This is a genomic window from Anabaenopsis sp. NIES-4685 (genome assembly GCF_059725405.1).
In genome coordinates, this window is record NZ_AP043602.1 from 672,570 (window position 1) to 698,948 (window position 26,379).

At 40.5% G+C, this 26,379-nt stretch carries 20 protein-coding genes, 1 tRNA gene and 2 pseudogenes; 11 read left to right on the forward strand and 12 right to left on the reverse strand.

All coding sequences use genetic code 11. The features are described from left to right. The first annotated feature begins 62 nt into the window (after positions 1-62). A complete protein-coding gene (locus AC6IZ0_RS02960; protein WP_271732150.1) occupies positions 63-263 on the forward strand; it encodes a type II toxin-antitoxin system HicB family antitoxin in 201 nt (66 codons plus the stop codon). Then, the gene (locus AC6IZ0_RS02965; RefSeq protein ID WP_271732149.1) at positions 260-466 is read left to right on the forward strand and encodes a type II toxin-antitoxin system HicA family toxin; all 207 of its coding nucleotides are present in this window, start codon (positions 260-262) and stop codon (positions 464-466) included. Before AC6IZ0_RS02960 ends, AC6IZ0_RS02965 begins: the two co-directional genes overlap by 4 nt. Before the next feature lie 71 nt (positions 467-537). Here AC6IZ0_RS02965 and AC6IZ0_RS02970 read toward each other — a convergent pair whose 3' ends face one another. The 3 genes from AC6IZ0_RS02970 to AC6IZ0_RS02980 form a co-directional block, all read right to left on the reverse strand. Next, positions 538-2,190: a GMC oxidoreductase gene (locus AC6IZ0_RS02970; RefSeq protein WP_497725028.1), complete on the reverse strand. Its 1,653-nt coding sequence runs from the start codon at positions 2,188-2,190 to the stop codon at positions 538-540. A gap of 614 nt (positions 2,191-2,804) precedes the next feature. Beyond that, the gene (gene leuS, locus AC6IZ0_RS02975) at positions 2,805-5,426 is read right to left on the reverse strand and encodes a leucine--tRNA ligase (RefSeq protein WP_497725030.1); all 2,622 of its coding nucleotides are present in this window, start codon (positions 5,424-5,426) and stop codon (positions 2,805-2,807) included. A gap of 60 nt (positions 5,427-5,486) precedes the next feature. Further along, entirely contained in the window at positions 5,487-5,711 is a 225-nt protein-coding gene (locus tag AC6IZ0_RS02980) for a hypothetical protein (RefSeq protein WP_271732156.1), read from the reverse strand. 364 nt (positions 5,712-6,075) lie between these two features. Here AC6IZ0_RS02980 and AC6IZ0_RS02985 point away from each other — a divergent pair, with 364 nt between their 5' ends. Next, positions 6,076-6,879: a histidine kinase gene (locus tag AC6IZ0_RS02985; RefSeq protein WP_497725031.1), complete on the forward strand. Its 804-nt coding sequence runs from the start codon at positions 6,076-6,078 to the stop codon at positions 6,877-6,879. A gap of 87 nt (positions 6,880-6,966) precedes the next feature. Here AC6IZ0_RS02985 and AC6IZ0_RS02990 read toward each other — a convergent pair whose 3' ends face one another. The 5 genes and pseudogenes from AC6IZ0_RS02990 to AC6IZ0_RS03010 form a co-directional block, all read right to left on the reverse strand. Next, positions 6,967-7,158 carry a YqaE/Pmp3 family membrane protein gene (locus AC6IZ0_RS02990; RefSeq protein WP_497725032.1) on the reverse strand — a complete coding sequence of 64 codons (192 nt, stop codon included), beginning with the start codon at positions 7,156-7,158 and terminating at the stop codon, positions 6,967-6,969. A 50-nt stretch (positions 7,159-7,208) separates the two neighbouring features. Further along, a pseudogene (locus AC6IZ0_RS02995) lies at positions 7,209-7,606 on the reverse strand (phage holin family protein). A 158-nt stretch (positions 7,607-7,764) separates the two neighbouring features. Next, complete coding sequence (locus tag AC6IZ0_RS03000) at positions 7,765-9,921, reverse strand: Tex family protein (protein WP_497725033.1); 2,157 nt, start codon at positions 9,919-9,921, stop codon at positions 7,765-7,767. 102 nt (positions 9,922-10,023) lie between these two features. After that, a complete protein-coding gene (locus AC6IZ0_RS03005) occupies positions 10,024-11,832 on the reverse strand; it encodes a WD40 domain-containing protein (protein ID WP_497725034.1) in 1,809 nt (602 codons plus the stop codon). Between the two features lie 268 nt (positions 11,833-12,100). Next, complete coding sequence (locus AC6IZ0_RS03010) at positions 12,101-13,945, reverse strand: protein kinase domain-containing protein (protein ID WP_497725035.1); 1,845 nt, start codon at positions 13,943-13,945, stop codon at positions 12,101-12,103. 403 nt (positions 13,946-14,348) lie between these two features. Between AC6IZ0_RS03010 and AC6IZ0_RS03015 the strand changes: the two genes are divergently transcribed. The 4 genes from AC6IZ0_RS03015 (at position 14,349) to AC6IZ0_RS03030 (ending at position 16,225) form a co-directional block, all read left to right on the forward strand. Then, positions 14,349-14,933, forward strand: a complete 585-nt coding sequence (locus AC6IZ0_RS03015; protein ID WP_497725036.1) for a Uma2 family endonuclease — start codon at positions 14,349-14,351, stop codon at positions 14,931-14,933. A gap of 39 nt (positions 14,934-14,972) precedes the next feature. Further along, a complete protein-coding gene (locus tag AC6IZ0_RS03020) occupies positions 14,973-15,224 on the forward strand; it encodes a DUF2281 domain-containing protein (RefSeq protein ID WP_271763442.1) in 252 nt (83 codons plus the stop codon). Next, the gene (locus tag AC6IZ0_RS03025; protein WP_497725038.1) at positions 15,221-15,643 is read left to right on the forward strand and encodes a type II toxin-antitoxin system VapC family toxin; all 423 of its coding nucleotides are present in this window, start codon (positions 15,221-15,223) and stop codon (positions 15,641-15,643) included. Before AC6IZ0_RS03020 ends, AC6IZ0_RS03025 begins: the two co-directional genes overlap by 4 nt. A 228-nt stretch (positions 15,644-15,871) precedes the next feature. Beyond that, the gene (locus AC6IZ0_RS03030; protein WP_497725040.1) at positions 15,872-16,225 is read left to right on the forward strand and encodes a type I restriction enzyme subunit R domain-containing protein; all 354 of its coding nucleotides are present in this window, start codon (positions 15,872-15,874) and stop codon (positions 16,223-16,225) included. 88 nt (positions 16,226-16,313) lie between these two features. On the opposite strand, the gene AC6IZ0_RS03035 is transcribed toward AC6IZ0_RS03030, so the two are convergent. Then, positions 16,314-16,387, reverse strand: a tRNA-Val gene (locus tag AC6IZ0_RS03035). 1,832 nt (positions 16,388-18,219) lie between these two features. Here AC6IZ0_RS03035 and AC6IZ0_RS03040 point away from each other — a divergent pair. The 4 genes from AC6IZ0_RS03040 to AC6IZ0_RS03055 all read left to right on the forward strand — a co-directional run bounded on the left by AC6IZ0_RS03040 (position 18,220) and on the right by AC6IZ0_RS03055 (position 21,749). Continuing rightward, a complete protein-coding gene (locus tag AC6IZ0_RS03040; RefSeq protein WP_271732155.1) occupies positions 18,220-18,414 on the forward strand; it encodes a heavy-metal-associated domain-containing protein in 195 nt (64 codons plus the stop codon). 152 nt (positions 18,415-18,566) lie between these two features. Next, the gene (locus AC6IZ0_RS03045) at positions 18,567-20,843 is read left to right on the forward strand and encodes a heavy metal translocating P-type ATPase (RefSeq protein WP_497725041.1); all 2,277 of its coding nucleotides are present in this window, start codon (positions 18,567-18,569) and stop codon (positions 20,841-20,843) included. An 8-nt stretch (positions 20,844-20,851) separates the two neighbouring features. After that, positions 20,852-21,088 (forward strand): hypothetical protein, encoded by a 237-nt coding sequence (locus AC6IZ0_RS03050; RefSeq protein WP_497725042.1) that lies wholly within the window; start codon positions 20,852-20,854, stop codon positions 21,086-21,088. 274 nt (positions 21,089-21,362) lie between these two features. Beyond that, entirely contained in the window at positions 21,363-21,749 is a 387-nt protein-coding gene (locus AC6IZ0_RS03055; protein ID WP_271732135.1) for a hypothetical protein, read from the forward strand. On the opposite strand, the gene AC6IZ0_RS03060 is transcribed toward AC6IZ0_RS03055, so the two are convergent. From AC6IZ0_RS03060 to AC6IZ0_RS03070, 3 genes and pseudogenes are all read right to left on the reverse strand, one after another. Next, positions 21,738-23,270 carry an Eco57I restriction-modification methylase domain-containing protein gene (locus tag AC6IZ0_RS03060; protein WP_497725985.1) on the reverse strand — a complete coding sequence of 511 codons (1,533 nt, stop codon included), beginning with the start codon at positions 23,268-23,270 and terminating at the stop codon, positions 21,738-21,740. The two genes, AC6IZ0_RS03055 and AC6IZ0_RS03060, sit on opposite strands and share 12 nt — an antisense overlap. A 4-nt stretch (positions 23,271-23,274) precedes the next feature. Further along, positions 23,275-24,786 (reverse strand): DNA methyltransferase, encoded by a 1,512-nt coding sequence (locus AC6IZ0_RS03065; protein WP_497725044.1) that lies wholly within the window; start codon positions 24,784-24,786, stop codon positions 23,275-23,277. Positions 24,787-24,992: 206 nt separating this feature from the next. Continuing rightward, positions 24,993-26,252, reverse strand: a pseudogene (locus AC6IZ0_RS03070) (glycosyltransferase family protein). Positions 26,253-26,379 lie beyond the last annotated feature (127 nt).

Consider the following 26,379-nt stretch of genomic DNA (forward strand, 5'->3'; position numbering starts at 1 on the left):
CATACTAGTAAACCCGCCCGTAATACTAAAATGTAGGCATGACAATATTTTGAGTACTGGTTATGAAAATTAAAGTATTAATTTGGCAGGAAGATGGTGTTTGGTGCGGTTCTGTACCTGCTTTACCTGGTTGTCACACTTGGGGAGACAGCTACGAACATCTACTAGAAATGCTTGAAGATGCTGTTCAAGGTTGGTTAGATGTTGCTAGTGACCGAGAGGCGAGTGAAGCAGAAAAGCAATTGGTTGAGCTATCTCTATGAAATCTGTTTCAGGTAAGGAACTTTGCAAGGTTGTGGAACGATATGGCTGGGAGCTAAAACGAATTACTGGTAGCCATTACATTTATGGAAAAAAGGATCTTGAAGTCATCCTTTCCATTCCAGTTCATAGTAATCGTGATTTGCCAAAAGGAACTTTAAAAAGCATTTTGAAGGATGCTGGAATTAGTGAGAAAGATTTGTAGTAGCAATAATCACAAAGAATAAATTTTAGGTATCGCATTAAACATTTACGGGATAAAATGCTGGGAAGCAATTAATTTACTGCCATAATATTCTTGATATGGTCAGCTAACCTCATGGCTAAAGCAACAATGGTAAGTGTAGGATTAGCAAAACCTCCTGTAGGAAACACAGAGCTACTGGCGATGAATAGGTTAGAAATACCATGGACTTGGCAATTTCTATCAACAACACCCTGTTTGGGGTCATCATGCATCCTTGTTGTTCCCATGTGATGATGTAAACCAGGATGGATTAATTTTGGTAAATTGCCATCTCGTTCAATTTGTAACTCACCAATGCCAGCCAGAGCAATTTCTTGTTGTAAAATATCTTGGGTTCTATTGATGTGTTCAATATCAATTTCATTCCAACGCCAGTGTAACTTGACTCGTTGACGACCGAGGCGATCGCGATCGCCAGTCAGTGTTATACGATTGTCAGGGTCGGGGACTTGTTCAGCTATTTGTAGAAGGGTAAAACCGGCAAATCGTCTTTCTTTATCTGGAATATAAGACCAACCACTCCAAGCCAAACTAGGAATAAAAGGTTCCTGCTTGATAATTGCTCCGTAAGCAGCAGGTAAAATATAGTCAAGACCAAAAACAATATTTTTTAAGTGTTTGAGAATATCTTGACGTACTTGTGGTTTATGTATTGATAACAGCAATGTTTTCAGGGAATTTGCAGCTTTTAACTGATGTAGTTTGGGAATAGGAAACATTAATGTACTAACATTTAGTAATTGTTGATGGTGCATACATTCTTCTGTCAAAGTTAACTTACCCATGACTGGAATGTTATTAACCCGCCGTAAATCATATAAAGCTGTTTTGTGAAAAATCTGTGGATTATTAGGAATTAATTTACCACCATGAACTAAAGAATGATCCATAAAGAATCTCCCTACTAGATCATTTTGATTACCTAACCCAGTTGTTTGCACTTTATTTGATAGTAATAATAAACGTGCCGCTTCTATACCACCTGTTGCTAGTATAGTAAATTTGGCACGTACCCAAAATTCTTTGCCAGATAAACAAGCCACCCTTAAACGAGTTACATTTGTGGCTGTTTCATCTGTCTCAATTTCCACTAGGCTAGCATTGAGATATGTGGTAATATTTCTGGCTTGCTGAATTACTTCACGGGAATCATGGGTAAATACAGCACGAGGGCCAAACTGAAACATATTAGTAGTTACATTCCCAGAAAATGGCAAACAAGGAGTTTGAGCTTCTTCCCAGTCCTGAGCATCATAACTAAAAGTTCCCAGTTGGCAAAGTTGATGAGCGCGTTTATAAAAAGGATCAAGATGAGATTTATCAAAAGGCCAACCACTGTAAGGTAGCCAATCGCGCTTTTCAAAGTCTATTTTATCTAATGGTGCATACCTAACACCAATGACATTATTACCTAGGCGAATTTTCCAAAAGTTAGCCGTACCTCCGAACTGAAAACAACGCTGACTTTCTAAGGTGTCAAAATGATTATTAACACTTTCACCTAAAGTCAGTGATTGAGCATGACGATCAAAATTTAATCCACCAGTTTCTAATAAAATCACCCGAAAATCTGTTCGGGCTAATTCACGCGCTAAAGTAATACCTGCTGGTTCAGCTCCAACAATACAAACTTCAGTTTCCAGAGTTTCATCTTGGGGTAATTTGCGTGCGTCGATTAACATTTTTAGATAAGTATCTCTAATCAAAATATGTCTTTTTCAAAAAGGTCATCTGAAGGATTTTTTTCATTGTTTCCTTTATTGAATCAGATTGAATATGGCACAACTTTAGAGAATGTGCAACGTTTAAATATTATTAATTTTTCCGGTTAAAATTGGGTAACCCTGTCAATATATAGCATTTCCCATGCTCGTGAGGTACATTTTTTTTAGTTTGAGGGAACAGGGAACAGGGAACAGGGAACAGGGAACAGGGAATAGGGAATAGGGAATAGGGAATAGGGAATAGGGAATAGGGAATTGGTGTGTACTTGATGAGCCTGAAAAAGGCTATAAACGCTAATAATATTAGGGTGAGAAAGTTACATAAGTGATGGTACACGCAACCATAATCACATTTCTCAACTTCTTCGAAACCCTTAGAGGATGCTCTAACTGGTGGCTCTTGTGAAGTGTATATTGTAGATATCAAGCTACAGATATAACCATGGAAAAAATACTTTTATCCCGATGTGGTGGTGACTAGCGGGAGACTAACGAGCAACTGATACAATTTCAGGGATAAAGAGATAAATAGTGGGTTAAGTCAACCCTAACCCACCTAACAGACTAGATTATTAAACAACTACAAAATTCACCAACTTTCCAGGAACCACAATCACCTTTTTAATTTCCTTACCCTCAGTGTAACGCTGCACAACTTCCGACTCACGGGCGTATTTTTCCAACTCCGCTTTATCAGCTTGTGCGGGGACGGGAATATCAGCCCGTTTTTTACCGTTAATCTGAATTACCAAAGTAATTTCCTCAGCTACCAAAGCTCCGGGGTCAAAAGATGGCCAAGTTTGAGTGTGGATAGAACCAGTATTACCCAAGGACTGCCACAATTCCTCAGCAATGTGGGGGGCAAAAGGAGCTAACATGAGCACTAAAGTTTGAACTCCCTCAGCATAAATAGGGGAATTTTTGCACTCAGCATCAGTGAGAGCATTACTTAACTTCATCAGTTCCGAAACAGCGGTATTGAATTGATATTCATCTTGTAAATCTTCCGTCACCTCTTGAATAGCGGTGTGAATAGCGCGACGTAATTCCTTTTCTGGCTTAGTTAAATCAGAAAGTTCTGGCTTTTTCCTGCATACCCCAGCGGTAGCATAATCTGTGACCAAGCGCCAGACCCGATTTAAAAAGCGAAATTGTCCTTCTACATCTGCTTCGTCCCACTCCAAATCTTTTTCTGGGGGTGCTTTGAACAGGATAAACATCCGCGCCGTATCCACACCATACTTACTAATCACATCTTCCGGTGCTACACCATTACCCTTAGACTTAGACATAGTGGCATAGAGGCGTTGTAATGGTTCACCTGTTTGGGGGTCGCGGGGGTCTGCTGGGTTGACTAAATGAGAGGGAACCCATTTATCTTTACCGCTCTTATTGGGGTTCATATAAGTTAAACCCTGTACCATACCCTGAGTCAACAACCGGGCGAAGGGTTCATCAAAGTTAAGTAAACCTCTATCCCGCAGCACCTTAGTAAAGAACCGGGAATATAACAAGTGTAAAATAGCGTGTTCAATACCACCAACATACTGGTCTACAGGCATCCAGTCATTAGTTTTAGCGGGGTCAAAAACTTGTTCTGTATTCTGAGCATCGGGATAGCGTAGGAAATACCAAGAAGAATCAATAAAGGTATCCATGGTATCGGTTTCTCGGCGAGCGGGAGTACCGCAACTAGGACAGGGAACATTGACCCAGCTTTCCAACTGAGTCAAAGGTGAACCCCCACGCCCGGTTAATTCCACCTCTTCTGGTAACCTGACGGGCAAATCCTCATCGGGGACTGGTACTATGCCACAATTGGGACAGTGAATCACTGGTATAGGTGCGCCCCAGTAGCGTTGTCGGGAAATTAACCAATCTCGCAGGCGGTATTGTATTCGCAGTTTACCAAAATTTTCTGACTCAGCATATTTAATGATTGCCTCTTTGGCATCTGTGGAATTCATACCGGTGAAAGACCCGGAATTAATTAAAATTCCTGGCTCAGTATATGCCTGATTGTATTCAATATTAATAACTTTGGTGATTTCATCTGTGGGTGATGTGGGCGTTAAGTCAAAATCTGCCACATCATCGGGGGAAGCAATGACAAACTCAATGGGTAAATTATAAACACGGGCAAATTTAAAATCTCGCACATCATGAGCAGGTACACCCATAACTGCCCCGGTACCATATTCATACAGTACATAATCGGCGATCCAAATGGGTACTTGTTCCCCGGTAAAAGGGTTGATGACTTGGCCACCAGTGGGGATACCGCGCTTGGGTTTGTCTTCAGCGGTGCGTTCTAACTCGCTTTGCTGGGAAACTTCTTGAATAAATGCTTCTACAGCTGGTTTTTGCTCTGGGGTGGTGACCACACGGGTTAAAGGGTGTTCGGGAGCTAATACTACATAGCTGACACCATAAACTGTATCTGGGCGTGTGGTGTAGACAGCCACCTTTTCATCCTTTCCCACTACGGGAAATTCTAAATAAGCGCCTGTAGACTTACCAATCCAATTAGCTTGCATTAACTTGACCCGTTCGGGCCAACCGGTTAATTTATCTAAATCGTTGAGTAATTCTTCGGCGTAGTCGGTAATCTTTAAAAACCACTGGCGTAATAGTTTTCGCTCAACTTTTGCCCCACTGCGCCAAGAACGACCTTCGTTATCTACTTGCTCGTTAGCTACCACAGTTTGGTCTACGGGGTCCCAGTTTACTGCTGCTTCTTTTTGATATGCTAACCCGGCTTGCCAGAACTGCAAGAAAATCCACTGTGTCCACTTATAATAGTCTGGTGAACAAGTAGCAACTTCGCTGTCCCAGTCGATAGACAAACCCAGACGCTTTAATTGCTGCCGCATTTGGGCAATGTTTTGATAAGTCCACTGGGCTGGTGGTACTCCCCGGTCAATGGCGGCGTTTTCTGCTGGTAAACCAAAAGCGTCCCAACCCATGGGGTGGAGTACCCTATATCCTTGCATTCCCTTGAGGCGTGCAATTACATCGGTAATAGTATAATTACGGACATGACCCATGTGGAGGCTGCCCGATGGATAGGGGAACATGGAAAGGGCGTAGAATTTTGGCACTTTAGTATTTGCAGATGTCTTATCTAGGCCAAGTTCTGCCCATGTTTGTTGCCATTTTTCCTCAATGTCTGCTGGGTTATATCGGGAATCCACCAAAATTCTCCTACGGGACTATAATCGTGTTTGCTTCAATATTATAGATGCTGGGGAATGTTACAGGGCTTCAAAGTCAGCTGTAAACCCGGCAAAGTTGGTACACTCTTCTTGAAAAGCTTCTGCATCGCTGACATCTTCTATTTTATATGCCATGATTCTTGTACCATCTGGCATTTTTTTAGAAGAAATACATTCGCCTTGATATTTGTCTGATATGCTTTTGAAGTTAGCGCCGTGTTGTTTCCAAGCGTCACCGGAACAAGTTACATTTACCCGCCACATAATTTCTCTCATTTACTAGCTATTAATACTTATTATCTCACATGGGTGGTACATATTTTTGAGGTTTACCGTTACGCAGATTTGATTCTGGGGGTAAGTAGGTGAACAGAAAAAAACCGCAGTATGTAACGAAGAGTAAAGTGTCGCAAAACCTCTTCTCTGTTCCCCGTTCCCTGTTCCCTTGTCATAACGACAAATTTTAATGCCCACTTACTTATCTATTAGGTATGAGATGCTTTAGTCGTAAATTATCAGGATTTTCTATCTTTGGGATGTGTTTATTTTTATAACTATCTACCATAATGCACATAGAGGATGTTGTTTGTGTCTTTCATCTTTGTTATTTAAATAGGAAAGGTTAAAAATGTCGAAGAATGTTAAGGAGCAAATTACTATCGATTTGCAACAGGTGAAAGAAACTGGACAGTTAAGAACTCAGCGGATTCGGGAAATTGTTAAATCTGCTGTTTCTCAGCTTAGTTCGGAACTGAAAGCTGGTTCTAGTGATATTCGTTATCTGGTAAAAGATGCGGTTTCTGCTGTGGTGGAAAACTTTCAACACAGGGGGGAAGAAATTAAGGAAGATGTCACAGCTTGCATTGAGGGGGCTTTGGAAGGGGTTAATAGCAAACGACATGAGGCGATTGTAAAAACTCAGGGAGAAGTTAAGAAGCTACAAGCACAATTGGATAGTGAAGAGGAACAAATTCAGCAAGAAGTTGATGACATTTTAACGGAAATTGCAGAGACTAGCAAGGATAAAACTGAGGATACTAAAAATGCGATCGCTTCTGCTATTAATACCATTAAAGATAGTGAGGAGGTAGCTTTACTTAAGAAACGTTATGCGCAATTGCAAGCTCAATTAGCTATTGTCCGGGCGAATTTGGCTGCGCGTTATGGCGGCCGGGATGGTGAGGTTAAGGATTATCTAGATGAGGCAAAACATTGGTATGATCAGGCTCGTCCCCAAGCTGAGGCTATGGCGACACAAGTGGAGGAACAGCGATCGCACCTAGAAGATAAACTAGGGGAAGCTGGCGCTGCTATGGCCAGAAAGGAGCGTCAAATTAAACAAACTTTACGGGAGTTGTTACTATCTACTGCTGAGATTTTTAAAGATGAGACACCTACTGATAATAAACAGGAGGAACTAACTCGTAAGTAGTCTTGACAAATGTTGAGAGAAATTCATCAGCCAAGAAATCAGGGTGGTTAATTACCACCCTCTTTAAATGGAGACGCTCATTTTAATTTAATAACTACGTCCTTGTTCGTTTATTTGTTCTTCATGTTTAGCAATTACCCAAACTGCATGGATGCTACCGGGAAGCCAGCCTAAAAGTGTGAGTAAAATGTTAATTAACAAAGTTGGACCAACGCCAACTGTGAGAAACACACCTAAAGGAGGAAGGAATAAACCTAAAAGTAAGCGACCGATTTTCATGATTTGGCGATTTTATTTAATGAGGTTTTTGTGCAAATTGTGTAGGATGCTTATCTGGAGGGTAATTCGCCTTGGCTATTAACATCACTACTGCTTAAAACAGGATATCTTTCAGCCAAATACTTGTTAATGAAGGTATTAGCAAAAGATAAAATTACCGGACCAGAAAAAAGGCGAGAACTCCCCGGACTGCGAACCCCGGAACCACCACCGCAGCTAACAAGAAACAAAAACCGTTAACTACTAGGGAAAATGCTCCGAAGGTGAGGAAGTTAAGGGGTAAAGATAAAGCAGCAAGGACTGGTTTAATGGAACTGTTGATCAAACCAATGACTAAACCAGCAATCATAGCTGCTGGAAAATTAGCAAGATTTACACCCGGTACAACTAAATCGACAATTAACAAGCTCAAGGCTGTGGCTATGACCGTTAAAAGTGTTCCCCACATTGTTTTTACCTAAAAATAACAGATGGATTCTTGACGATTCCTGGTTTTATTTTCAGATCAATACTTATATTTTCCATCTTGAATAAGAGGGATTATGTTTATACCATTAGGGTGAGAGTGTCTTTGTAGTCTACAAAGACACTAAAATAATGGCTTTATTACTTAACAGCTTTCATCGATAAACTAATACGGTGCAACTTTTCGTTAACTTCCAATACCCGCACCTTCACAACTTGTCCCACTTTAACAACTTTCTGGATATCATCGACAAATCTATCAGCTAGTTGGGAAATATGCACTAAACCATCTTGATGTACGCCAATATCCACAAAAGCGCCAAAGTTAGCCACATTGGTAACTATTCCTTCTAATTCCATCCCTACCTGTAAATGACTAATTTCTGTAATTCCTTCTCTAAAGGTGGCGTATTTAAATTCGGCGCGGGGGTCTCTACCTGGTTTCTCTAGTTCCCTGATTATATCCCTGAGTGTAGGTTCCCCAATGCCGTCGGTGACGTATTTCTTGAGGTTGGTTTTTTTCAGCTTGGCTGCAATTTCTGTAATCTGATTTAAGGATATATCCAAATCAGCGGCGATCGCCAGCACCACAGAGTAACTTTCGGGATGGACTGCGGTATTATCTAAAGGGTTATCACCGCCACGAATCCGCAGAAAACCCGCAGCTTGTTCAAACGCCTTGGGTCCCAACTTCGCCACCTTTAACAATTGTCTGCGGTTCTTAAAGGCTCCATGCTCGTTGCGATAGGTGACGATGTTATTGGCTACTGTGGCTGTAATTCCCGAAACAAAAGTTAACAATTCCTTAGACGCGGTGTTTAGGTCTACCCCCACATAATTAACGCAACTTTCCACAGTCTCATCAAGTTTCTTTTTCAGCAACTTTTGATCAACATCATGTTGATATTGTCCCACACCGATAGATTTAGGGTCAATTTTTACTAGTTCCGCCAGGGGGTCCTGTAATCGGCGACCGATACTAATAGCACCGCGCACGGTAATATCTAAATCGGGAAACTCTTCTAATGCCACTTTACTGGCAGAATATATTGATGCTCCCGATTCATTGACGATGACTTTAATGGGTTTGGGGTCTATATGTTGTAAAACCTGGTTCACAAACTCATCGGTTTCCCGGGAAGCTGTACCGTTACCGATCGCAATTAACCTGATTTGATATTGTGTAATTAAATTTTTGAGAGTTTGTGCTGCTTTGTCCCGTTGTGCTGACCCTTGGTGAGGAAACACCGCTTGATAGGCTAAAAATTTTCCTGTTTCGTCAAGTACCACAACTTTACACCCGGTTCTAAAACCTGGGTCAATCGCCAGTGTGGGTTTCATTCCTGCGGGTGCTGATAACAGTAACTCTCGCAGGTTGGCTTCAAAGGTTTGAATTGATTCTATATCTGCGTAGGTTTTTTTCTGGGAAATCACCTCACCCATAATGGAGGTTTTCATCAGCCGATTAAATGCGTCTTTGACCATGGCTTGATAAAATTCCCGAATTGTGGGATTTTTGGTTTTAATTTCCCTTGCTTCTAGATACTTGAGTACAATATCTTCATCAAAAGCAATTTCATAATTTAAGATTCCCTCCGCTTCACCGCGACACAAAGCCAGGAGGTTATGGGGGGCAATATTTTTTACCCCCATCTGATAGTTGCGGTACATCTCAAACTTGGTTGTACCTTCGGGATAATCTTTCTTGATCTGAGAGATAAATACCCCTTTCTCCAGAAAATAATCACGCAGATATGCCCTTAACTCCGCTTTTTCTGCCACCTCTTCCGCTAAAATGTCAGCTGCGCCCTTGAGTGCTTCCTGTGGTGTGTTTACTTCCTGAGTCTGAGAAACATACTGCATAGCTGCTGTTTCTAGTGGTGCTGTGGGACTTTGAGGGACATTGAGAGATTTAATCAACTGGGCTAAAGGTTCTAAACCCCTTTCCCTGGCAATGGTAGCACGGGTGCGCCTTTTTGGTCGATAGGGTAGGTATAAATCCTCTAATTCGGTTTTTTGTAAGCAGGATGTAATTTTGGCTTTGAGTTCTTCTGTGAGTTTACCTTGTTGGGCGATCGCATTGAGAATTACCCCCTTGCGTTCTGCTAACTCTGTTAAATAAGCATAGCGATCAAACAAGTCCCGCAGTTGCACCTCGTTCATTTCCCCAGTGCGCTCCTTGCGGTAACGTGCGATAAAAGGAACAGTAGCACCTTCTGCTAACAGTTCCAAGGCGTTTTCGATTTGTTCAGGTTTGAGGTTTAATTCAGTCGCCAGTAGTTGAGGAATATTCAGCATAAGGTGTTTAACTTAAGAAATGTTGCTCCTCCTAAAAATGTAATAGATATCTGCGCGCAACAATGTTTGACAACGCATATTTATTTTTTGGAGATGTTAATATTACCTTAACGGCCAAATTTTCATAGTCTTGTCATAACTCCCACTAGCTAGGGTTTGACCATCCGGGCTAAATCCTACAGACCTCACCCAGTCAGAATGTCCAGTGAGGGTGTGAGACAGCTTACCTGTCCTCACATCCCACAGTTTGATAGTCTTGTCATAACTCCCACTAGCTAGGGTTTGACCATCCGGGCTAAATCCTACAGACCTAACCGAGTTAGAATGACCGGTGAGGGTGTGGCGAACCTTACCTGTCTGCACATCCCACAGTTTGATAGTTTTGTCATAACTCCCACTAGCTAGGGTTTGACCATCCGGGCTAAATGCTACAGAAGAAACCGAGCCAGAATGACCGGTGAGGGTGTGGCGAACCTTACCTGTCTGCACATCCCACAGTTTGATAGTGTTGTCATAACTCCCACTAGCTAGGGTTTGACCATCTGGGTTGAATGCTACAGACAAAACCGAGCCAGAATGACCGGTGAGGGTGTGGCGAACCTTACCTGTCTGCACATCCCACAGTTTGATAGTTTTGTCATAACTCCCACTAGCTAGGGTTTGACCATCCGGGCTGAATCCTACAGACAAAACCCCGTTAGAATGACCACTGAGGGTGTCGCGGAGCTTACCCGTCTTTACATCCCACAGTTTAATAGTCCTGTCCCCACTCCCACTAGCTAGGGTTTGACCATCCGGGCTAAATCCTACAGACCTAACCGAGCCAGAATGTCCTCTGATGTTGTAACGGAGCTTACCTGTCTTCACATCCCAGAGTTTGATAGTGTTGTCATGACTCCCACTAGCTAGGGTTTGACCATCGGGGCTGAATCCTACAGACAAAACCCAGTGAGAATGACCGGTGAGGGTTGTGTGTAGACAGGGGGTATGAGGTGGTGGGGTTCTTCCCTCTCCCCTTCCAGAGTTAGGGTAAAAAACAGGACTCAAAACAGTCATCACCTCTTCCACAGACTGATAACGCAGCTTGGGTACAGGATTTGCTAACTTTTCTAAAATCTTACCCAACTCATCACTAACAACATTCCCATTCAAGAAATCTCGCCATACCCATTCTGCATTCATCGGATCATATAAATTAAAGGGGCTAACTCCTGTTAATAAATGCAGACAGGTGACACCTAAACTATATAAATCACTGATAAATATGGCTTTCCCCATAGACTGCTCAGGGGCGCAATATTCCGCTGACCCGATAATTGTCCCTGTAGCTGTGCGTTGTTTGGTTTGTACCACCTTCGCAGCGCCAAAGTCTACTAAAAATAACTTGTTGTCACTACTGCGGCGAATGATATTCTCTGGTTTAATATCTCTGTGAATTACCTGCTGACTGTGGACAAACTTTAATATCTGCAACAGTTCTATTAATAGTCCTCCTATTTGCTGTTCTGCAAACACCCCGGTTTGATCTAATTCACCTTGTAGGGTTTCCCCTTTGACAAACTCCTGAACCAAATATTGACGATGATCGGCGGTGAAATAAGCCATTAATTCGGGAATTTGGGGATGTTTACCCAGTTGTTCTAAACGTTCTGCTTCTTGTGCAAATAATTGGGAAGCCTTTTCTATACTGTCTGTCCCCTGGGCTTGGGGGAGGAATTGCTTAATGACACAATAGGGTTTTGAGGGTTTATCTTCGTCAATGGCTAGAAATGTCCGACCAAAACCCCCTTGTCCTAAAATTGACTGGGGGCTATACCTTTCTCGTAGGAGTAACTTGTTACCACACTTTTGGCAATATTGGCAAGTATCCAGGTTAAGGTGGAGACACTCCGGGTTAAGACATTGACGCATAGATTCACACCATGGGCTGGTTATTTATGGCTAAGAAAAATTATACAAAAAAATATATAAATAATTATACATCTTTGCTGTTTTGAGTGCGGTTACCCATGTTTACACAGATGATACATAGTTTGACAGCAAACACAAAAGTCGTGGTTGTGAATTCGTGGGTGAACTTTGATTCACTGCTACCTTACAGCACTTTTCAAGTAAATAAAGTACATACCTTAATATCATAAATCTTGTGGGGTGGGCATCCTGCCCGCCCTTGTGTACCTCACTCAGATAAAATGCGCTGTAACCGCCACAGTTTGATAGTCTTGTCATAACTCCCACTAGCTAGGGTTTGACCATCCGGGCTGAATCCTACAGACCTCACCCAGTCAGAATGTCCGCTGAGAGTGCGGCGGAGGTTACCTGTATTCACATCCCACAGTTTGATAGTCTTGTCATAACTCCCACTAGCTAGGGTTTGACCATCCGGGCTAAATGCTACAGACCTCACCCAGTCAGAATGTCCGCTGAGGGTGCGGCGAACCTTACCTGTGGTCACATCCCAGAGTTTGATAGTCTTGTCATCACCCCCACTAGCTAGGGTTTGACCATCCGGGCTAAATGCTACAGAAGAAACCCAGTCAGAATGTCCAGTGAGGGTGTGGCGAACCTTACCTGTCCTCACATCCCACAGTTCGATAGTCTTGTCATCACCCCCACTAGCCAAGGTTTGACCATCTGGGTTGAATGCTACAGAATAAACCCAGTTAAAATGTCCGGTGAGGGTGTGTAGGTTGCGACCCATAAAGTAGATGAGGAGGTTAGCTGTATTCATATCCCAGAGTTTGATAGTCTTGTCATAACTCCCACTAGCTAGGGTTTGACCATCCGGGCTAAATCCTACACTATAAACCGAGCCAGAATGTCCACTGAGGGTGTCGCGGAGGTTACCCGTCTTGACATCCCAGAGTTTGATAGTCTTGTCATGACTCCCACTAGCTAGGGTTTGACCATCCGGGCTAAATCCTACAGACCTAACCGAGCCAGAATGTCCGGTGAGGGTGTAACGGAGCTTACCTGTCTTGACATCCCAGAGTTTGATAGTCTTGTCATGACTCCCACTAGCTAGGGTTTGACCATCGGGGCTAAATGCTACACTATAAACCGAGCCAGAATGTCCGGTGAGGGTTGTGTGTAGACAGGGGGTATGAGGTGGTGGGTTTTCCCTTTTCCTGGAAGGGACAGGGGAAAAAACAGGACTCAAAACATTCATCACCTCTTCCACAGACTGATAACGCAGCTTGGGTACAGGATTTGCTAACTTTTCTAAAATCTTACCCAACTCATCGCTAACAACATTCCCATTCAAGAAATCTCGCCATACCCATTCTGCATTCATCGGATCATATAAATTAAAGGGGCTAACTCCTGTTAATAAATGCAGACAGGTGACACCTAAACTATATAAATCACTGATAAATAAGGCTCTCCCCATAGACTGCTCAGGGGCGCAATATTCCGCTGACCCGATAATTGTCCCTGTAGCTGTGCGTTGTTTGGTTTGTACCACCTTCGCAGCGCCAAAGTCTACTAAAAATAACTTGTTGTCACTACTGCGGCGAATGATATTCTCTGGTTTAATATCTCTGTGAATTACCTGCTGACTGTGGACAAACTTTAATATCTGCAACAGTTCTATTAATAATCCTCGTATTTGCTGTTCTGCAAACACCCCGGTTTGATCTAATTCCGCTTGTAGGGTTTCCCCTTTGACAAACTCCTGAACCAAATATTGACGATTATCGGCGGTGAAATAAGCCATTAATTCGGGAATTTGGGGATGTTTACCCAGTTGTTCTAAACGTTCTGCTTCTTGTGCAAATAATTGGGAAGCCTTTTCTATACTGTCTGTTCCTTGGGCTTGGGGGAGGAATTGCTTAATGACACAATAGGGTTTTGAGGGTTTATCTTCGTCAATGGCTAGAAATGTCCGACCAAAACCCCCTTGTCCTAAAATTGACTGGGGGCTATACCTTTCTCGTAGGAGTAACTTGTTACCACACTTTTGGCAATATTGGCAAGTATCCAGGTTAAGGTGGAGACACTCCGGGTTAAGACATTGACGCATAGATTCACACCATGGGCTGGTTATTTATGGCTAAGAAAAATTATACAAGAAAATATATAAATAATTATACATCTTTGCTGTTTTGAGTGCGGTTACCCATGTTTACACAGATGATACATAGTATTGAGTAGTTGGGTTGAACGAAGTGAAACCTAACAAATGCTGGTAAATGTTGGGTTTCGTTCCTCAACCCAACCTACAAAAATTAAATTGATATTATTTATTATATAGCCTTTTTCAGGCTCATGAAGTACACACCAATTCCCTATTCCCTATTCCCTGTTCCCTGTTCCCTGTTCCCTCAAACTAAAAAAAATTGTACCTCACGAGCATGGGAAATGCTATAAGGGCATAGATAGAACAAATAAAATAAAAGTATTACCCATTACCAATTATCAAAAAAATGATTGCAGCTAAAGAAAACACCCCCCACCTCACCCCCGAAGAATACTTTGCATGGGAAGAACAGCAACTAGAAAAACACGAATATATCAACGGCCAAGTTTACGCCATGAGTGGCGGTAGCGTCAATCATAGCCGCATTGCTATTAGATTTACGACTATGTTTGATACCCATTTAGACGCTAGTAGTTGCATAACAGGTAACTCAGACCTCAAAGTTAATATTTTAGGTACTAATAACTACACCTACCCAGATGTTAGCGTCACCTGCGACGAACGGGACAAAACCAATACCCAATATATTACCTACCCCTGCTTAATAGTTGAAGTTTTATCAAAAACTACCGAAGCTTATGACAGAGGTGGTAAATTTAGAATGTATAAAAATAATCCAGCCTTAATAGATTATCTGCTAGTCAGTTCCACCAGCATGGAAATTGACCTTTATCATAAAAACGAGGCTGGAGACTGGTTAATTATCAACTACAAACCAGGTGACACCATCCAACTTAAAAGCATTAATCTTAACTTTCCCCTTGAACAAATCTATCGCGGTTTAAATCTTGAATCAGAGAATGGGGAATAATAGAAGTATTACCAAATTACCTACTATCCATTAACCAATATGCTCACCCTAGAAATAGCCATTCAAAAAATCCAACAACTCCCCCCCGAACAACAAAAAAAAGTGATTGAATTTGTAGAATTTCTGGAATTTCAATCAAGTCAAACCCCTGATCAGCAAACACCCACTGCAACAGAAACCCCCAAAACATCCTTCGCAGCAGCGACTAAAGAATTTATCGGTTGTCTTGACAGCAATCTTGAAGACCTTTCCCATAATCCTCAGTATCTAGAAAAATTTGGCCAATCATGACTAGAACCACAATTTTAGATACAGGAGTTTTAATTGCTTACCTGATGCCCAAAGATAAATTTCACCCTTGGGCAGTTTCCCAACTCGCTCAAATCAGCACCCCTATCTTAACTAATGAGGCCGTAATTACAGAAGCCTGTTTCCTCGCCCAAAGGATTCATAATGGACAAGAAACTATTCTAAAACTGATTCAACAAGGTCATATCATTATCCCTTTTATCCTCAACCAAGAAATTGAAGCCATAGAAAACCTAATGAAACGCTATGCTTCAGTACCAATTTCTCTAGCTGATGCCTGTTTAGTCAGAATGAGCGAAATGTACGAAGATAGCCAAATTCTAACCCTAGATAGTGACTTTACCATTTATCGAAAGCAGCGCAACCAACCAATTTCCGTCATTATGCCTAACGAGAATTAAGCTATAACTCAATCTGAAGCTGAATTAGAACAACAGTTAATTGAACGCCTAACCACATTAGGCTATGAACCTGTCACCATTGGCAACGCTGAAGACCTCAAAGCCAACCTGAAAACCCAACTGGAATAATATAACGGTATCCAACTCAGCGACACCGAATTTAAAACCATCCTCAACCACCTAGATAAAGGTAACGTATTCGATCGCGCTAAACGCCTCCGGGATAAAATGGAACTCAACCGCGAGGATGGTACAACCTTTTACCTAGAATTTATCAACATTGAGCATTGGTGTCAAAATCAATGTCAAGTTACCAACCAAACCGATACCAGTAACCGCAGTCATAGCTGCAACAAATTAAACGAATTTATTGCGGACTATAACCAGATGTATAAAACCCAGCATTCCGCTAGAGATAGTCAGGCTTTCTATGCCTACTACAAAGATATTTCTAAACGGAATTATTGGAAATTATCAACAAGTTTGATGACGCTATTGGTGAGATTGACGAGGAAGAGTAAAACAGTTCTCAAAACAGGCGATCGCCCCTGGGAAATACCAGTAATCACACGGTATTGCTGAGGGTAATATCTTCTGAATATGCGCCTTTGAGAATTTAACCCGGCTATGAGCTACGCTCATATGATCTCCGGGATATTTTCATTAACTATGGACGTAACTGGATTCGAACCAGTGACCTCTACGATGTCAACGTAGCGCTCTAACCAACTGAGCTATACGTCCTTAACCACACGATTACTTAACTTAGCACATATCTTACAGGAAAGCAACTATTATTTTATTTATTTTATTTATTTTATTTATTTTGCTCACTAGTCAGTCTCTAAAACCGGGGAGGCTTTTCCCAAGATATAGCATTTCCCACGCTCGTGAGGTACAAAGTTTTTTAGTTTCAGGGAACAGGGAATAGGTAATAGGGAATTGGTGTGTACTTCATTAGCCTGAAAAAGGCTTTATATGCTACAAGTGATTTTTTATACTAATATTTGAATTTATCCTCCTGGTTAAACAGTAAATAAATATACTAAGTTTACAATAAAGTACCAGATTCTCAACATAGGCTAGAATTTAGAGCCTATTTATACAGTAAATATAAGGATTTGAGGCTTTAAAAGGATAGAAATTAGGGGTAACCGACCCACTGTAAAATTTACCTTTAATTCTCCATTATGTTTGTCGCAGTAATCCCATATCATATTAAAAAATATTTGCACACATTCCCTAGTAAGATGACCTGAATAATTAGCAGGTTTAAATTAAAATTAGTGTGTCGATTAACTGCTTTCTATGGAGGTTTAGCCGAGTGCTAAACCTTTTTTATGCTGATATATTTCAGTTATGGTATTGCTTATATCTAACCTATAGATAGATGAAATTTACACAAAAGTACATTTACAGTGATAATACATGGTAAACTCTTGCTGAATGTGGGCTTGGCTAATGCTCAAGCCTCTTTTGTGTGTTTTCAATTTAGCTCTGGGTTTATGCTTTAGTGCATTGAAAAACGATTTTAGCATTATATCATAAATGTCGGTTTTTTGTATATATCGATAGGTATTATAAATAATTTATTTATGCTGTTATTATTCAGTTCGTTAATGCCTGAAAAACATATAACTACCCTGGAGTTAAGGCCAGGGTTTTCTTTTGAGATGTTGGTTGGGGATAGATGACATCTCACCAGGGTATGAGTAATTTTTTGATGACTGCCTATCTATTGTGGATAATGATACCATGTTTATAGATATGATATTTAGCATATTTAATATAATTTGTATACTGCTTGAAGGCAGATGAATTATAATCAGTTTATATATAAATTGGCTAAATATGGTAAACACCTGGTATATATAAAGGTCTGGCTCTAGTTCAGGCCTTTTTCGTGCTTTTAATATATGAATGAAATGCCAAATATAAATTGAACCTAATATTCTACTGGCCGCAGGAAGATGAAGTTGAGAAAAAGTTTTCTTAAATTGTAAGTTAGTACGTTGTTAAGCACAGCAATAATCAAGGTTTGGTTCACAGCCAAACCTTTTTTTATGATTAATAATTGCTTATTTATCAGCTTTGAGACTATTTGAACACATCCTTTAGGAGGATGAACTAAAGGTATAGAACTATTAAATTATTATTGGTGTAGTAAATGCTTGGTATACATAAGGGCTTGGCTTGTCCAAGCCTTTTTTCCTGAGAATTTATATCAGCTTATATCAGCCGGAAGATGAAATTTTGGCGGTGAAATTTTGAGTATAATTAAATACTAAATAAATATATGGCATTATTATATGGCATTATTATATTGATACCATGACATGGGGACGGAAAAGAATTTAAAGAGTTGTAAACTATGATAGACTCTCTAGCTGGCTGGAGAGTTTAGGATGGATATAAGATAAAAGCCAAACTTAATAGCTGATGACAGTCAAAAGCATCCCTAAAGCCATGAAAAGAGGATTCCCCACAAATTAGCAATGGCTGAATTAGCTTTACGACTGATATTCAGCAGATACAAGCTAAATCTTGATAGTTCTTTGATTCCATACTGTAAACCTATGACACTCAAACTGACAGTTCCCAATATGGCTTGTTCTGCTTGTGCCAACAATATTACTAATGCAGTAAAAGCAGTTGATGCCAATGCTACGATTGAGGCTGACCCCCAAACCAAATTTGTGAGCGTAGAAACTCAAGCATCGGAAGCATCAATTAAGAATGCTTTAGCTGCTGCAGGCTATCCAGCTGCTTAAAACTGATTATACCGGCTCAGATGCCTAGGGTATAAGCGTTTGATGTAATTTCCACATCTAAACTAAATGTGTTTGAGCGGATGAAGTTGCATTCATCAATTGGATGCAACTTTGACTGGATAGGCTACACTAGCAAAAGTGATTGACTGAGCATGGATACTCTCACGCTTAAACTCCGGGGTATGAGTTGCGCTTCCTGCGCAAACAACATTGACCAAGCAATTCGCTTGATTCCAGGGGTGATTGACTGCAATGTTAACTTTGCTGCTGAACAGGCTACAATCAATTATGATCGAACACGTACTAATTTAAAGATTATCCAAAGCGCTATCGATGCTGCGGGATACTCTTCTTACCAGGTTTCAGAAGACATACTGACTGGAGAAGATGATACTCAGACAGCAATTAAGTTAGCCGCGGAACAGGAAATTAGCCGCAAGGTGATTGTGGCGGGTGTGATCGCTATAATCATTTTTGTGGGTTCCATACCCATGATGACAGGGTTAAATTTCTGGTTTATTCCCGAATTTCTGCATAATTATTGGGTACAGTTACTGTTGACTACCCCAGTACAGTTTTGGTGTGGTTGGGGTTTTTATGTGAATGGCTGGAAAGCCCTCAAGCACCATACAGCAACAATGGATACCCTGATGGCAGTGGGTACAAGTGCTGCATATCTATATTCTTTGTTTGTGACTCTGTTTTCGGGATTTTTTACGGCTCAGGGTATAATCCCTCATGTATATTATGAGGTTTCGGTAACCGTAATTGCTTTAATTTTGCTGGGACGGTTGTTAGAGCATCGCGCTAGGGGAAAAACCTCGGAAGCTATTCATAAACTGATGGGACTACAACCCAGAAATGCTAGGGTTATCCGTGGTGGTGTAGAAATGGATATTTCTATTACCGAGGTGGAAATTAATGATGTGATTGTGGTGCGTCCAGGGGAAAAGATTCCTGTAGATGGTGAGGTGATTACTGGTATTTCTACGGTGGATGAGTCCATGGTTACTGGTGAAAGCTTACCAGTGCAAAAGCAACCGGGTGATGAGGTAATTGGGGCGACTATTAACAAAACTGGTAGTTTTCAGTTTCGAGCAACACGAGTGGGAAAGGATACTTTTTTGGCGCAAATAGTCAAACTTGTGCAGCAAGCACAGGGTTCTAAAGCGCCAATTCAAAGATTAGCAGATCAGGTTACAGGATGGTTTGTACCTGCTGTAATTGCGATCGCGATCGCCACTTTTGTGATGTGGTTTAACTTCATGGGTAACTTCACCCTAGCAATCATGACCACAGTGGGTGTACTGATTATAGCTTGTCCCTGCGCTTTGGGTTTAGCGACTCCCACTTCAATTATGGTGGGCACTGGTAAAGGTGCGGAAAATGGTATTTTAATTAAAGATGCCCAAAGCCTAGAGCTAGCACACAAAATCACCACGATTGTTTTGGATAAAACCGGAACTTTAACTCAAGGGAATCCCACAGTTACCGATTTTGTCTGTGTGAAGGGTACTGCTAACCACAATGAACTACAGCTTTTACAGTTAGCTGCTGCTGTAGAGCGAAATTCCGAGCATCCCTTGGCTGATGCAGTGGTAAAATATGCCCAATCCCAAGAGGCCAGTTTAATTGAGTGTAATGACTTTGCAGCTGTCCCTGGTAGTGGCGTTCAAGGTGTGGTGTCAGACCGCTTAGTACAAATTGGTACAGAACGCTGGTTGACAGAACTGGGAATTAATAATCACTCCCTCCAGGAATATAAACAAGTCTGGGAAGCTGGGGGTAAAACTGTGATTTTAATAGCTGTAGATGGTGTTCTAGAAGGAGTGATGGGTATTGCTGATGCTCTGAAACCTTCCTCAGCAGCAGCAGTTAAAATACTACATAAACTTAGATTAGAAGTGGTAATGCTGACTGGAGATAACAGTAAAACTGCGGAGGCGATCGCCCAAGAAGTCGGTATCCAGAGAGTTTTTGCAGAGGTACGCCCAGATCAAAAAGCCGCCATAATTCAATCCCTCCAAAGCGATGGTAAATCTAAAATTGTGGCGATGGTAGGTGATGGTATTAATGATGCACCTGCACTCGCACAAGCAGATGTGGGTATTGCGATTGGTACAGGAACAGATGTGGCGATCGCAGCGAGTGATATTACTCTGATTTCTGGAGATTTACAAGGAATTGTGACGGCAATTCAACTTAGCCGGGCTACAATTGGCAATATCCGCCAAAATCTCTTCTTTGCCTTTATTTACAACATCATAGGTATCCCGGTCGCTGCGGGAATTCTCTTTCCCTTCTTTGGGTGGTTGCTAAATCCGATTCTTGCAGGCGCTGCAATGGCTTTATCTTCCGTCTCTGTGGTCACCAATGCCTTGAGATTGCGGAAATTTAAACCAAAAATCATCTCTGGAGGTGTACAATAATTTCAACTATGTTCAATAAAAATATACTTTGGGCTAGTCTGGCGGCTTTGGGTCTATCCCTAGGAACAGCATCAGCAACAATACCAACTCATTCATCAGGGGAAACTAATGATTTTCACCCTAGGTCGCAACCTTTGTCCTTGAAAGTTGGTGTAACTATTGGTGGTGTCGCTTTAATTGCGTTAGAGCTATGGTGGTTTCTGTTGAGTAAATCACCATCACAACCCAACCACAAAGAAGATTAATTAGGGAAGCGATCGCAGTTCCGTATATTCGTATAAAGCGATCGCCAGATTAATCCCTAGCCACAGGGATAGATCATCAAAATTGTAATTCTCTTTTGGCAGAGACGATTGCAGTGGCAAGCCCCCCATCCCCCCAAGAGACTTCCCCAAGGCTTAAAGAAAGAGCAGTCCATTGATTTTTGGCAATAAAAAAAATTCTGCGGGGTTTTAGGCTTAAAATTGCTTAAAAGGTCAACTTATAGTTAACTTTGCCACCCGCAGGACATCCCCAGCTATGATTAATGAAATTTTTCCTTTCCATTTTCAGATAGACAAAATCGCCATCGCCGGAACCTGTCTGTGGTCATTGGCGCTATACTTGATATTTTCCCCACTGCGTGATACAATAATAGAACTGCTAAGTAAATGGTTTAACTTCGCCGAGCGATCGCTTTACATCAGTCAACAAGAATTTGAAAAAACACGCCAAGCCAGAGAATCTCAAAACGCCTTTTACGCTTCACTATTTAGCATCATTCCCTTTCTAGTAATTGGGGGTTTATCCAACTGGTTTCTAGAAATTAGCTTAGGACGTAGCTGGGGCATCAGCATAGGTATAATGGCTTGTATTATTTCTGCTATTTATGAACTAGCTCGCCAAAGTGGGGAATTAGACGAATGACCCTTCCACAATAGCTATTTCCTCATCAGTTAATTCATAGAGTTCATACACCAACTGATTAATCTGTCTATCTGTAGCATTAAGTTGTTGTTTAATTCTTCTTTTAGCTGGTGGTGTTTGAGCTTGATTTAGCTGTTCATGCAAAAACAACATTTGTTCAACCAGTCTAACCATTTGATTGTGAAGATTTGTTTCTGAGAAATTCTCGAAATTAATCCTGCGGATTGGTAGCTGTTCAACAAACTGAGTAAAATAACGGAAAAAACCACCACGAATTGTGGTGCTAATATTCTTGAAGTAAAAATCTAATAACTTACTATTGAGTAATCCTAAAATATATTTAATAGACTCATTGACATCATTTTTCAGTGTAATTCCATAACCACTAGTAAAAGCATACTCTCCTCTTTCGTCTAAGGCAAAAGATGCTTTAATGGCAATATCAGGTACTAGTATTTTAGGATATCTCATCAACTCTATATTTTGATTTCTTGTATAACCATACCAACTTGATCCCAGCATCTTACCTTTTTCTCGGTTTTCTAATTTGATTTGATTTTGCATGAGATAATCAAGAGTTAGCGGATAATTATTACAGAGTTTATTTTCATTGAGCAGATTAACTTGTCCGTTCACTAGTTCATAAGGAATAATCAATAACTTATTGGAATATAAAAGCTGATAGGCTTTAATTTCCTTCCCCTGTAGAAAAGGACAAGTTAAACTTGATTCAATTGTAATTACTTTATCTAAAGATTTAGAATACACATCTAGTAAGTTATCTCTCTTTTGAGAAATAAAATCTACAACATATACTTCATTCGCACTGGTTCTAATACCTTGGGAAATATTATTTTTTATTTTCCCTAAACTGACGAATCTATGATCATTGAACTTCTCAAAGAATAAGGCGTTATTAAATTTGCTAAAGTTCCAGGTTTTACTAATAAAAGATTGTTGAATAAGGCTGATTTTTTCAATACTGTCATCAGTAACCCACTCTAATAAATCCTGTACTTGAATAAAAGTAACTTCTGATTTATTTGTCTTAGATAAGAAAAGCAAACAAGTATAAGTTGATACTTTAGGAAAAACTTGTTGATCACCAAAGTAAACTATTTTTTCCAGGTATTGACCTTTAGCAATTAATTTTCTCAAAGATTCTCCATATTGAGCATTAAAAAACTTATGGGGTAAGATAAAACCCAAACGCCCATCCTTTCTTAATAGATTTAATCCTTTTTCGACAAAAACAACATAAATATCATAATTTCCCTTACTTGCAGAAACATATTCTTCCTTATAAAATTCTACTTCCAAAGTAGCCCATTCCTTTAAAGCTTGAATGCGAATATAGGGAGGGTTACCAATAACGACATCAAACCCCCCTCGGTTCATAATTACCGGGAAAGCTGTTTCCCAATCAAACACATTAACTCGATAAGCTGTATCTTCATCTAGTAAATTAAGCTGATTATTGTGATAAAATTTTCCATCTATTAAAGAATTACCGCACTGAATGTTATTATCTAAATCTGGTAAAGTCCCTTTGGTTTAAAAATTCTAACTGTTTGGTAATAGTTTCACCTGACTCACCTTCTAAGACCTTTAACAACAAAGATAACTTAGTTGTTTCCACTGCTTGTTGGTCAATATCTACACCATAAACGTGAGTTAATAAAATGCGTTTTCTCTCAGTCGCAGTTAACCGCCAAGTATTACCGCTAACTTGATAAATTTTACTTTTGTATTTCTTGGGGTTTTGCAGATATTGCTGTAAATACCAATCTAATAAAAATTGATAAGCGACAATTAAAAAAGAACCAGACCCACAAGCAGGGTCAATAATTGTCATATCCTGAACTTTTTCCGGTTTCTTATCCTCTAATACCTTACCAATGGTATGTTTAACAATATAATCCACAATATAACTAGGAGTATAATAAACACCCCCGGCTTTTCTAACTTCTGGTTTATCTTCTATTACTACTTGACGACTTGCAGATAAAGTAATCACTTTACCTAGAAACTGCTCATAAACTTGTCCTAAAATTTCTACAGGAATTACAGAAAATTCATATGGACTTTCTGGGGGGTAGAGTTTTTTAATAATAGCCCTCAATGGATAATCTTCTATTACCAAATTGAGCGTAAAATCATCGGGTGCTTCCCTTCCTTTCTCCTGTTGAAAGTGAAATAACCCAGAATTATAACGATAGTCAGCACTAATAAATAAACGCCCTAACTCTTGATAAATATTATTAAATTTTAATAAGTTAAATAACTGCTGATAATTTTCTATTTCCCTATCTTCGCAAATCCGCAGAAAGACAATTCTATTAATGGTGATTTGGACAGCAAAGTTTAACTCTCGTTGCTCAATTTCTGGGTTGCGCCAAGCAATATTAGCGCCTAAATTTTCTCGCCAAGTTTCAATTTCCTGTAAAAAAGCCTTATCAACAGTGATACCGGCTTTTACTTGAGTTTCAGCAAATTTTTCTAAAGCACCATTTAAGACAGCTTCTTTAGAAAATAGTTGATAAATTTCTGCCCATTTTTCTACATATTCTGTATAATGAAAATGTTTAACTCTGCCTTGAGATGCTGAATCATTTTTATTGGGCATCAGGCGACAATCATAAACGGAAAATTCCTCAAAATCTGTGAGAATGCTTAGGGGTAATTTAGCTGACCATCCATAACGCCTGAGTTGAAATGCAGCACTAATATTTGTCCCTACATTTACAGCAGGTTTTTTCGCTTCTACAAAAAACTTTCTTACTCCCCCCACCCGAAAACTATAATCTGGTGCTTTGGCTTTTTGAGTATGACTAATTTTTAAACTATCTTCATGAACAACATCTTGGTAAATATCAGCTGTTTGTTGTTCATTGCTCATGTCCCATCCCAAGGACGCAAAAAATGGATCAATAAATTGAATCCGAGTTTGTGTTTCGTTTAACCCACCTGCTTTATATAAATCTATTTGCTGGTGAAAATGCTCAACCAGTCGAATAATACTTATAGGGACATTCATGTTTAGTGTTAATAGGTAGTGTTATAGCATTTCCCATGCTCGTGAGGTACAAATTTGTTTAGTTTCAGGGAACAGGGAACAGGGAACAGGGAATAGGGAATAGGGAATAGGGAATAGGGAATAGGGAATAGGGAATAGGCAATTGATGTGTACTTCATTAGCCTGAAAAAGGCTATATTTGAGTTATATATATGAATTTTATATCTCTATGGCTTACGCCACCCTATGCTATCTGTGACAATTTGTGCTAGTTTATCCGCAGCACCACTTTCTCCCCTAACATTACGTAGTTTATCCCGAATTGCTGCTAATTTTTCTGGATGAGTCAAAAAATCTAAAACCATTTCTCCTATTTCTGGGGGCTGGATTTTGCCCACTAGTTCTGGTACTATTTCTTCTTGTGCCCAGATATTGGGCCATGCTAATAAACCTTTACGACTCAATACCAGACCAGTTAATCACCTTAGCAAAGGTGGAACCCAACCCTGGTAAATTAGCTAATAATCCCGGTAAACCATCCCAGGAACGCATAGCATCAAGTTGTTGTGTTGGTATCAAAACAATCATCGGTACAGCTAAAGCCCCCAGTTCGGCTGTGTTTGCCCCTACGGTGGTTAAGCAGATGCTGCAGTGGGATAATAATTCATAGGCGGGATTTTCTCTGCACAGTTCCACAGATAAACCTTTCTCTGTTTTGAGGGTGGGATGCTCTGATTCCACTAAAACAGCGGGGGAACTAGCAAATACCTTGACAAAATGATTTTTTTGTGTATCAGCAAAACTTGCTAAAGTTTGTAAATCCAATGTGGCGCTAGGGGAATTATAAATCTGGTTTGGGGTCTTCGGGCGTGAATATATTCAGCAATAGCCAAGCATAATGGGACACCTTGAGCTAATTTTGCGCTTTTGGAACCGGGGAGTAAACCAATTATTTCTGTGTTTGGGGAGGAGTTGGGAGTTAAAACTTGCTCCAGTCTCTGCGCTTCTACCATTAAGTCTCCCACAACTGTAAATTTATGGGCGTATTTTGGGGGGACTTTTTGGGCAACTTTTGCTTGCATGACTCCAAACCGGTCAATCCAATGATACCAACGTGCATCCCATTCAGCATACACCACTGTGCGATATCCCAGTTTTTTGCCAATGACCAGGGGAAAAATTTGATCGCCACCTAGGAAAACTACCACACCCCGATCGCCCCAGTCCCAATTTTCGGCAGTTTTTCCCCACAGCAAGAACGGCCAAAAATGTTTTGCTGCTTGTACTCTATCCACTTCTGGATAGGAAAGGGCGATCGCTGCTTCTTTACCGCTAGCATTTGGACAAGGTGACAAAACGACAGAAATCCTCACCACACAAGAATCATTACCTAATTTTTGCCGCAAAGACTTGACAAATGGACGCACCCATGTTGTTACCTCCCCCGGTCCATTGGAGAGAACTAATATATCAACTGGTTTAGTCATTGGTGATTGGTGACTGGTCTCTAGTCATTCTAGTTCTGAGTCGCCAATTGGTAAATATTACGATTTCGTTACAAAAATGTGAGTAAACACTTTTGTGATTTGTCAAGATTTATAAATAAATATTTAT

Coding starts and splice junctions, on each gene's coding strand:
- AC6IZ0_RS02960 (WP_271732150.1), top strand. CDS start 63: ATGAAAATTAAAGTATTAATTTGGCAGGAAGATGGTGTTTGGTGCGGT.
- AC6IZ0_RS02965 (WP_271732149.1), top strand. CDS start 260: ATGAAATCTGTTTCAGGTAAGGAACTTTGCAAGGTTGTGGAACGATAT.
- AC6IZ0_RS02970 (WP_497725028.1), bottom strand. CDS start 2,190: ATGTTAATCGACGCACGCAAATTACCCCAAGATGAAACTCTGGAAACT.
- AC6IZ0_RS02980 (WP_271732156.1), bottom strand. CDS start 5,711: ATGTGGCGGGTAAATGTAACTTGTTCCGGTGACGCTTGGAAACAACAC.
- AC6IZ0_RS02985 (WP_497725031.1), top strand. CDS start 6,076: ATGTCGAAGAATGTTAAGGAGCAAATTACTATCGATTTGCAACAGGTG.
- AC6IZ0_RS02990 (WP_497725032.1), bottom strand. CDS start 7,158: ATGAAAATCGGTCGCTTACTTTTAGGTTTATTCCTTCCTCCTTTAGGT.
- AC6IZ0_RS03000 (WP_497725033.1), bottom strand. CDS start 9,921: ATGCTGAATATTCCTCAACTACTGGCGACTGAATTAAACCTCAAACCT.
- AC6IZ0_RS03005 (WP_497725034.1), bottom strand. CDS start 11,832: ATGCGTCAATGTCTTAACCCGGAGTGTCTCCACCTTAACCTGGATACT.
- AC6IZ0_RS03010 (WP_497725035.1), bottom strand. CDS start 13,945: ATGCGTCAATGTCTTAACCCGGAGTGTCTCCACCTTAACCTGGATACT.
- AC6IZ0_RS03015 (WP_497725036.1), top strand. CDS start 14,349: ATGATTGCAGCTAAAGAAAACACCCCCCACCTCACCCCCGAAGAATAC.
- AC6IZ0_RS03020 (WP_271763442.1), top strand. CDS start 14,973: ATGCTCACCCTAGAAATAGCCATTCAAAAAATCCAACAACTCCCCCCC.
- AC6IZ0_RS03025 (WP_497725038.1), top strand. CDS start 15,221: ATGACTAGAACCACAATTTTAGATACAGGAGTTTTAATTGCTTACCTG.
- AC6IZ0_RS03030 (WP_497725040.1), top strand. CDS start 15,872: ATGGAACTCAACCGCGAGGATGGTACAACCTTTTACCTAGAATTTATC.
- AC6IZ0_RS03040 (WP_271732155.1), top strand. CDS start 18,220: ATGACACTCAAACTGACAGTTCCCAATATGGCTTGTTCTGCTTGTGCC.
- AC6IZ0_RS03045 (WP_497725041.1), top strand. CDS start 18,567: ATGGATACTCTCACGCTTAAACTCCGGGGTATGAGTTGCGCTTCCTGC.
- AC6IZ0_RS03050 (WP_497725042.1), top strand. CDS start 20,852: ATGTTCAATAAAAATATACTTTGGGCTAGTCTGGCGGCTTTGGGTCTA.
- AC6IZ0_RS03055 (WP_271732135.1), top strand. CDS start 21,363: ATGATTAATGAAATTTTTCCTTTCCATTTTCAGATAGACAAAATCGCC.
- AC6IZ0_RS03065 (WP_497725044.1), bottom strand. CDS start 24,786: ATGAATGTCCCTATAAGTATTATTCGACTGGTTGAGCATTTTCACCAG.